We start from the raw sequence: 8,192 nt of genomic DNA on the forward strand, positions 1-8,192 counted from the left end.
CCTGTGATCGAAGGAGCAGTGATGTCGGAATTCAACGCGGACTTCTCGGGGAAGATCGAGCTGGATGTGCGGGACTCCACCCCGGACTGGTCGCCGTACGAGTTGAAGAAGGCTCCTGAAGGGGCGCCGAACGTGCTCGTGGTCCTCTACGACGACACCGGGCTGGCGTCGTGGTCGCCGTACGGGGGGCGCATCAACATGCCGACCCTGGACCGCCTCGCGGCCGGTGGCCTCACGTACACGCAGTGGCACACGACCGCGCTGTGCTCGCCCACCCGGTCCACGATGCTGACGGGGCGCAACCACCACGTGAACCGCGCCGGAGTGATCATGGAGGGCTCGACCGGCTTCCCCGGATTCGCGGGGCGACTGCCGGAGGAGTGCGCCACGATCGGTCAGATCCTGCAGCAGAACGGGTACTCGACGTTCTGGCTCGGCAAGAACCACAACGTCCCGGAGGAGGACATCGCCCCGGGCGGCAGCCGCTCGATGTGGCCGCTGCAACTCGGCTTCGACCGCTTCTACGGGTTCCTCGGCGGGGAGACCAACAACTGGTACCCGGATCTGGTGGAGGACAACCACTTCGTCGAACAGCCGTACAGCCCAAAGGAGGGGTATCACCTCTCGAAGGATCTCGCCGACCAGGCCCTCGCGATGATCCGCAACCAGCAGGCGTCGAACCCGTCGAAGCCCTGGTACATGTGGTTCTGCCCCGGCGCGAACCACGCCCCGCACCATGCGCCGCAGGAGTACATCGACAAGTACCGGGGCGCGTTCGACGACGGCTACGACGCGTACCGCGAGTGGGTGCTCGCGCGCATGATCGAGAAGGGCGTGCTGCCGGAGGGGACGCAGCTGACTCCCTTCAACCCGCTGCCGGAGGATGCCGCGAACCCGGCCGACTACGTGCGGCCGTGGGAGGAACTGAACGACGACGAGAAGCGCCTGTTCGCCCGCATGGCCGAGGTGTTCGCCGGGTTCAGCGAGTACACCGACGCCCAGGTGGGACGCGTGATCGACTACCTGGAGGAGACCGGGCAGCTCGACAACACCCTCGTGTTCTACTGTGCCGACAACGGCGCCTCCGGCGAGGGCTCGCCCGACGGCTCGGTCAACGAGAACAAGTTCTTCAACGGCTACCCGGACGACCTCGCCGAGAACCTCGCGATGATCGACCGTCTGGGCTCCGCGGACACGTACAACCACTACCCGACGGGGTGGGCGGCGGCGTTCTCCACCCCGTTCCAGATGTTCAAGCGCTACTCGCAGTACTCCGGTGGCACGTGCGACCCGATGGTCGTGCACTGGCCGAAGGGCATCAGCGCCAAGGGGGAGCTTCGCCACCAGTACCACCACTCGGTCGACGTCGTGGCGACCGTGCTCGACGTGATCGGCATCGAGATGCCGGAGACGTTCCGCGGGGTGCCGCAGCGGCCGCTGGACGGGGTGTCGATGAAGTACAGCTTCGACGCTGCACCGGACGGCGCCACCGAGAAGCAGGTGCAGTACTACTCGATGCTCGGAACGCGCGGCATCTGGAAGGACGGCTGGAAGGCCGCGGCGGTGCACGCGCCGCTGAGCAGCAAGGGGCGCTTCGACGACGACGTGTGGGAGCTCTACCACGTGGCCGAGGACCGCTCCGAGTCCAACGACCTCGCCGGCAGCCACCCCGAGAAGCTGCAGGAGATGATCGCGGCGTGGTTCGAGCAGGCCGAGAAGAACTTCGTGCTTCCGCTCGACGACCGCTCGGCGCGTGAGTTGCTGGGGGTGGAGCGCCCGCAGGCCGAGGTGCCGCGCGAACGGTACGTGTACTTCCCCGGGACCGCGGCGGTGCCCGAGAGCGTGGCCGTGAACGTGCGCGGCCGCTCCTACAAGATCGTGGCGGACGTGGTGCTGGACGAGGGCGCGGAGGGCGTGATCTTCGCGCATGGCTCGCGGTTCGGCGGGCACTCGCTGTTCCTCAAGGACAACCGGCTCGTGTACGTGTACAACTTCCTCGGCATCCGACCCGAGCAGACGTTCACCTCCGAGGAGCTGACCCCCGGCCCGCACACGCTGGGCGTGGAGTTCGTGCGCGAGGGTGCGGGGGAGCACGGCGAATCGCTCGGCACCGCCACGCTGTACGTCGACGACCGGGCGGTGGACTCGGGCCCGATGCGGGCGCAGGTCGGCAAGTTCACGCTGTGCGGCGACGGGCTGTGCGTCGGGTGGGACAGCGCCGACCCGGTGAGCACGCAGTACAGCGGCTCGTTCGCGTTCACGGGCGGCAAGCTCCTCGGGGTCGCGGTGGACGTGAGCGCCGAGCAGTACCTCGACCTCGAACGCGAGGCGGCGGCCATGCTCTCGCGCGAGTGAGGCGCTCCGCGCCTAGCATGAGGGGATGGCGGCGATGATCGAGGTCCCCGGCGGCACCCTCCTGATGGGATCGGACGAGTTCTACCCCGAAGAGGGGCCGGTGCATGAGCGCGAGGTGGCGGCGTTCGCGCTCGACGAGCACCCGGTCACCAACAGGGAGTTCGCCGCCTTCGTGGCCGACACCGGGTACGTGACGATCGCGGAGCGCCCGATGGATCCCGCCGACTATCCCGGCGTGCACCCCGACGACCTGGTGCCGGGCGCGATGGTGTTCACCCCCACGTCCGGGCCCGTGGACCTGCGCGACTGGCGCCAGTGGTGGCGGTGGGAGCCGGGGGCCTCCTGGCGGCACCCGTTCGGTCCCGCGTCGTCGATCGACGACCGCCAGGATCACCCCGTGGTGCAGATCGCGTATCCGGATGCGGCCGCGTTCGCGGCCTGGGCGGGCAAGCGCCTGCCCACGGAGGCCGAGTGGGAGTGGGCGGCACGCGGCGGGCTCGTCGGGGCGCGCTTCGCCTGGGGCGACGAGACGAAGCCGGATGGGGAGCTGATGGCCGACACCTGGCAGGGCGCGTTCCCGTACCGCAACGACGGTGCGGCGGGCTGGGTGGGCACCGCGCCGGTCGGCACCTTCCCGCCGAACGGCTTCGGGCTGCGCGACATGATCGGCAACGTCTGGGAGTGGACGGCCGACTACTGGACGCATCGGCACGTCCCGCCCGGGGCGATCGGCGTGGACGCGGGTCGGCGCACGAGCCTGCTCTCCGCGGAGCCGGGATCTGCCATCCCGCGCCGTGTGCTCAAGGGCGGCTCGCACCTGTGCGCGCCGGAGTACTGCCTGCGCTACCGGCCCGCCGCCCGTTCGGCTCAGGCGGAGGACACCGCGATGACGCACATCGGCTTCCGCTGCGCGCAGTGAGCCCGGCGGCCCCGAGGTCTCAGGACGGGTCGGGGAACACTGCGGCCCAGTCGTCCCGCACGCTCACGACCGTGTAGCCCTGCTCGGCGGCGGCCGCGACGGCCTTCTCGGCACCGGTGTCGTAGGGGGTGTCCCCACGACCCTCGTCGTCGTGACGGATGAGCAGCGCGAGCCCTTCGCGGGGCCCACGTCGTGCGAAGTCGAGCATGGGCATGTCGCCGTTGGAGTTGCCGACCGCGATCAGCGGACGCCGGCCGATGCGGCTCCAGATGCGCACGGGCTTCTCCGGGCCGTCGTCGAAGAACGCGAGGGCCGAGGCGTAGCGCACGGTGGCGTCGTCCGGGTGGTAGGTCAGGCCGAGCGCGGAGCCGACCACGCGCTCGGGCGGGATGCCGTAGCTGCTTAGCGTCATCGGGCGCATGAAGTCGCGCTCGCCGCCGGACACGATGTAGCACGTGAAGTCGTGCGCCTCCAGGTGCCGCAGCAGCTCCACCATCGGGCGGTACACCAGGTCGGCGTAGGGGCGGTCGAGCAGCGGATGACGGGCGGTGCGGTAGAACTCCTCCACCGTGCGGGCGTAGTCCTCCACGCTGACGCCGTCGGTCAGACCGACCAGAGCCTGGATGATGACGCCGAGGTCGGAGTCGTCGCCCGCGTAGTGCTTGTCGATCGCGGTGCCGAGCCAGGCCAGGTCGCCGGAGACGGCGGCACGGTACGGCTGGGAGTCGGCGAGCCCGGGATCGGCCTCGGCGGCGGCGCGCCAGCGCTCCACGACGTAGTGCAGCTGCGTGGGCATGGGCTTCTCCGACCACAGCGTGCCGTCGTTGTCGAACACCGCGATGCGCTCCGCGATCGGCACGGCGTCGGGTCCGGTGGTGGCCGCCTCGACGAACGCGAGGATGTGGTCGCGCGTGGGGGTCTCGTTCCAGGACGGCAGGGGGTGAGGGGGCATAACCGGATCGTGTCATGGCGCGGTGCGGGCGTGCGGCCCGGGCTCATCCTCTTCGGGCGAGAGGGAGGGCGAGGCGAGGCGGGGCGTCCTGGGGCGTAAACACGGCGCTGGACGTCGCGGGAATACCCGGCGTGGGTATAGGGTTGTCTCGATGGAGTACCCCAGGGGGGTATAACCGAACCGAGAGGAACAGCCATGAGCACGAGCGAGTACCAGGTGAGCGGGATGAGCTGCGGACACTGCGAGGTGGCCATCCGCGGAGAGGTCTCGCAGCTGCCGGGCGTCGAGAGCATCGATGTCAGCGCGCAGACCGGTCGGCTCGTGGTGCACAGCACCGCGCCGCTCGACGACGCCGCCGTGCTGGCCGCCGTCGACGAGGCCGGTTACCAGGCCGTGCGGGCCTGATGAACACCGCCGGCCGACTCGGCCTCTACGGCGCCGGTCTCGTCGTCGTCTTCGGCGCGGCCTTCGCTGCTGCCGGCGCCATCGTGCCGGACAGCGCCGTGGCGTCGTGGACCGAGCGCGGCGATACGGGGCATGACGCGCATGCCGAGACGAAGGATCCTGCTGCCGACGCAGCGGAGAAGGAGGACACGGTGGACGGCATCGCCCTCGCCGCATCCGGCCTCGTGCTCGGGCCCCTCACGGCCCCGGCCACGACGGGTGCGGACGGCGTGCTGTCGTTCACGGTCGTCGACGGCTCCGGCACCCCGGTCACCGCCTACGAGACCGCGCACGACAAGCAGCTGCACCTCATCGTCGTGCGCACCGACGGCAGCCACTACCGCCACGTGCACCCGGAGCTCGACCCCGCCACCGGCGTCTGGTCCCTCCCGTGGAGCTGGGACGCGGCGGGCACCTACCGGGTGTACGCCGACTTCACCGCCGAGGGCGGTCAGAGCGCGACGCTGTCCCGCACGGTCGACGTCGCGGGGGTCATGCAGCCGGAACCGCCCACCGCTGTCGTCGACAGCACGAGCGTCGGCGGCTTCGACGTGACCCTGCGCGGCGAGCTGGTCGCGGGCGGCGGCAGCGAGCTGGTGGCTGAAGTCACCCGCGACGGCACGCCCGTCACCGCGCTCGAGCCGTACCTCGGGGCGTTCGGGCACCTGGTCGCGCTGCGCGAGGGAGACCTCGCCTACCTCCACGTGCACGCGCACGGGGACGAGCCGCAGCCCGGACAGACGGCGGGACCGACGGTCGCCTTCACGGCGGAGGCTCCCACGGCGGGCCGCTACCTGCTGTACCTGGACTTCCAGGTGGGCGGGGAGGTGCACACCGCGCGCTTCGTGCTCGACGCCGCCCCCGGAGACGGCGAGAGCGCGACCGGCGACCACGACGGGCACTGAGCCCCCGAGACACCCGCGCCACGGCGCGACGAACGAGGAGAGACATCATGACGGATACGCAGTCCGCGGCCGATGCCACCAGCGTGGAGCTGGAGATCGGCGGCATGACCTGCGCATCGTGCGCGATGCGGATCGAGAAGAAGCTCAACCGCATCGACGGCGTCACCGCGAGCGTGAACTACGCCACCGAGAAGGCGAAGGTCACCGCGCCCGCCGGGTTCGACACGGCGCTGCTGATCGCCGAGGTCGAGAAGACGGGCTACACGGCCGCCGTACCGGCCCCCGCCGCCCCGACGCGCGAGACGGCGACAGCGGAGGAGGAGCGGGACGACGAGCTGACCGCGCTCCGTCACCGCCTGATCGCCTCGATCGTGCTCACGGTCCCGGTGATCGCGATGGCCATGGTCCCGGCCCTGCAGTTCACGTACTGGCAGTGGCTCTCGCTCGCGCTCGCCGCACCGGTCATCGTGTGGGCGGCGTGGCCGTTCCACAAGGCGGCGTGGACCAACCTGCGCCACGGCGCCGCGACCATGGACACGCTCATCTCGATGGGCACGATCGCCGCGCTGCTGTGGTCGCTGTACGCGCTGTTCCTCGGCACCGCCGGGGTGCCGGGGATGACCCACCCGTTCGAGCTGACGGTGGCGCCCAGCGACGGCGCCGCGAACATCTACCTCGAAGTGGGCGCCGGTGTGACCACGTTCATCCTCGCAGGGCGGTACTTCGAGAAGCGCTCCAAGCGGCAAGCCGGTGCGGCGCTGCGCGCACTGCTGGAGCTCGGCGCGAAGGAGGTCGCCGTGATCCGCGGGGGCGTGGAGACGCGGATCCCCACGTCCGAGCTCGCGGTCGGCGACGAGTTCGTCGTGCGACCCGGTGAGAAGATCGCCACGGACGGCGTGATCGTCTCGGGCACCTCGGCGGTCGATGCCTCGATGCTCACGGGCGAGTCCGTGCCGGTCGAGGTCGGCGAGGGCGACGCCGTGACCGGGGCGACCGTGAATGCGGGCGGACGCCTGGTGGTTCGCGCGACCCGGGTCGGCTCCGACACCCAGCTCGCCCAGATGGCACGGCTCGTGGAGGAGGCGCAGACCGGCAAGGCCGAGGTGCAGCGCCTCGCCGACCGCGTGTCCGGCATCTTCGTGCCCATCGTGATCGCGATCGCGCTCGGCACGCTGGGCGCGTGGCTCGGGGCCGGGTTCCCCGCGTCGGCGGCGTTCACCGCGGCGGTCGCCGTGCTCATCATCGCCTGCCCGTGCGCGCTCGGGCTCGCCACGCCCACGGCCCTGCTGGTCGGTACCGGGCGCGGCGCGCAGATGGGCATCCTCATCAAGGGCCCGGAGATCCTGGAGTCCACCCGCAAGGTCGACACGATCGTGCTCGACAAGACGGGCACCGTGACGACGGGGCGCATGACCCTCACCGACGTGCACACCGCGGAGGGCGTCGACCGCGCCGAGCTGCTGCGGCTCGCCGGTGCGCTGGAGGACGCCTCGGAGCACCCCATCGCGCAGGCCGTCGCCGCGGCCGCCACCCGAGAGCTCGGCGCCCTGCCTGCGCCGGAGGGCTTCGAGAACATCGAGGGCAAGGGCGTGCAGGGCGTCGTCGACGGGCACGCGGTGCTGGTCGGCCGGGAGAGTCTGCTCTCGGACTGGTCGCAGCAGCTCACGCCCGCACTGGCCGCGGCGAAGGCGGAGGCGGAGAGCCAGGGCAAGACCGCGATCGCCGTCGGGTGGGACGGCCGTGCGCGCGGCGTGCTGGTCGTCGCTGACACGGTCAAGGCCACGAGCGCCGAGGCGGTCGCGCAGCTGAAGGGCCTCGGGCTCACCCCGGTGCTCCTCACCGGCGACAACCGTGCGGTGGCCGAGCAGATCGCGGCCGAGGTCGGCATCGAGCAGGTCATCGCCGAGGTGCTGCCGAAGGACAAGGTCGACGTCGTCCGGCGGCTGCAGGACGAGGGCAAGGTCGTGGCGATGGTGGGCGACGGCGTCAACGACGCGGCCGCCCTCGCACAGGCCGACCTGGGGCTCGCGATGGGTACAGGCACCGACGTGGCGATCGAGGCCAGTGACATCACCCTCGTCCGCGGCGACCTGCGCAGCGCGGCCGACGCGATCCGCCTCTCCCGCCGCACGCTCGGCACGATCAAGGGCAACCTGTTCTGGGCGTTCGCGTACAACGTGGCGGCCATCCCGCTCGCGGCCCTCGGGCTGCTCAACCCCATGCTCGCCGGTGCGGCGATGGCGTTCTCCAGCGTCTTCGTCGTCGGCAACAGCCTCCGCCTGCGGTCGTTCCGCAGCAGGGCGGTGGACGCACAGTGAACACGAGAAAGAGGAGCAACGACATGTCCGATTCCCCCGCAGGATCCTGCTGCAGCGTGCCGAGCCATGGCGGCGTCGCCGCCGAGGGCCGTGCCGACCTGCTGGCGCCGTCGGCCGAGGGCATGACGACGTGCCCGGTGATGGCGGGCACCCCGGTGGTCATCGCCACGGCCGAGGCCGCAGGGCTCTACCGCGACTACGAGGGCAGCCGCTACCACTTCTGCTGCGCCGGCTGCGGACCGGCGTTCGACGCCGACCCCGCGAAATACACCGCCGCGGCCTGAGCCGCCGCACCGTGC

The 8,192-nt window shown here is 71.1% G+C and carries 7 protein-coding genes; 6 read left to right on the forward strand and 1 reads right to left on the reverse strand.

Features of this window, described 5'->3' with window-relative positions:
* Positions 1-21: 21 nt before the first annotated feature.
* Positions 22-2,355, forward strand: a complete 2,334-nt coding sequence (locus M3C17_RS14420) for an arylsulfatase (RefSeq protein WP_259978608.1) — start codon at positions 22-24, stop codon at positions 2,353-2,355.
* A gap of 34 nt (positions 2,356-2,389) precedes the next feature.
* Complete coding sequence (locus tag M3C17_RS14425) at positions 2,390-3,274, forward strand: formylglycine-generating enzyme family protein (protein ID WP_396820286.1); 885 nt, start codon at positions 2,390-2,392, stop codon at positions 3,272-3,274.
* 19 nt (positions 3,275-3,293) lie between these two features.
* Here the strand turns inward: M3C17_RS14425 and M3C17_RS14430 are convergent, their stop codons facing one another.
* Complete coding sequence (locus M3C17_RS14430) at positions 3,294-4,226, reverse strand: HAD family phosphatase (protein WP_259978610.1); 933 nt, start codon at positions 4,224-4,226, stop codon at positions 3,294-3,296.
* A gap of 195 nt (positions 4,227-4,421) precedes the next feature.
* Here M3C17_RS14430 and M3C17_RS14435 point away from each other — a divergent pair, with 195 nt between their 5' ends.
* The 4 genes from M3C17_RS14435 to M3C17_RS14450 are packed head-to-tail and all read left to right on the forward strand — an operon-like array spanning position 4,422 to position 8,177.
* Positions 4,422-4,631: a heavy-metal-associated domain-containing protein gene (locus tag M3C17_RS14435; RefSeq protein WP_259978611.1), complete on the forward strand. Its 210-nt coding sequence runs from the start codon at positions 4,422-4,424 to the stop codon at positions 4,629-4,631.
* On the forward strand, positions 4,631-5,575 hold the full coding sequence (locus M3C17_RS14440; protein ID WP_259978612.1) for a heavy-metal-associated domain-containing protein: 945 nt from the start codon (positions 4,631-4,633) through the stop codon (positions 5,573-5,575). The genes M3C17_RS14435 and M3C17_RS14440 overlap by 1 nt, the downstream gene beginning before the upstream one ends.
* 47 nt (positions 5,576-5,622) lie before the next feature.
* Positions 5,623-7,893, forward strand: a complete 2,271-nt coding sequence (locus M3C17_RS14445) for a cation-translocating P-type ATPase (protein WP_259978613.1) — start codon at positions 5,623-5,625, stop codon at positions 7,891-7,893.
* A gap of 23 nt (positions 7,894-7,916) precedes the next feature.
* Positions 7,917-8,177, forward strand: coding sequence for a YHS domain-containing protein (locus M3C17_RS14450; protein WP_259978614.1), 261 nt, complete (start codon positions 7,917-7,919; stop codon positions 8,175-8,177).
* Positions 8,178-8,192 lie beyond the last annotated feature (15 nt).

The organism is Microbacterium sp. p3-SID336 (assembly GCF_025143365.1).
Lineage (GTDB): Bacteria > Actinomycetota > Actinomycetes > Actinomycetales > Microbacteriaceae > Microbacterium.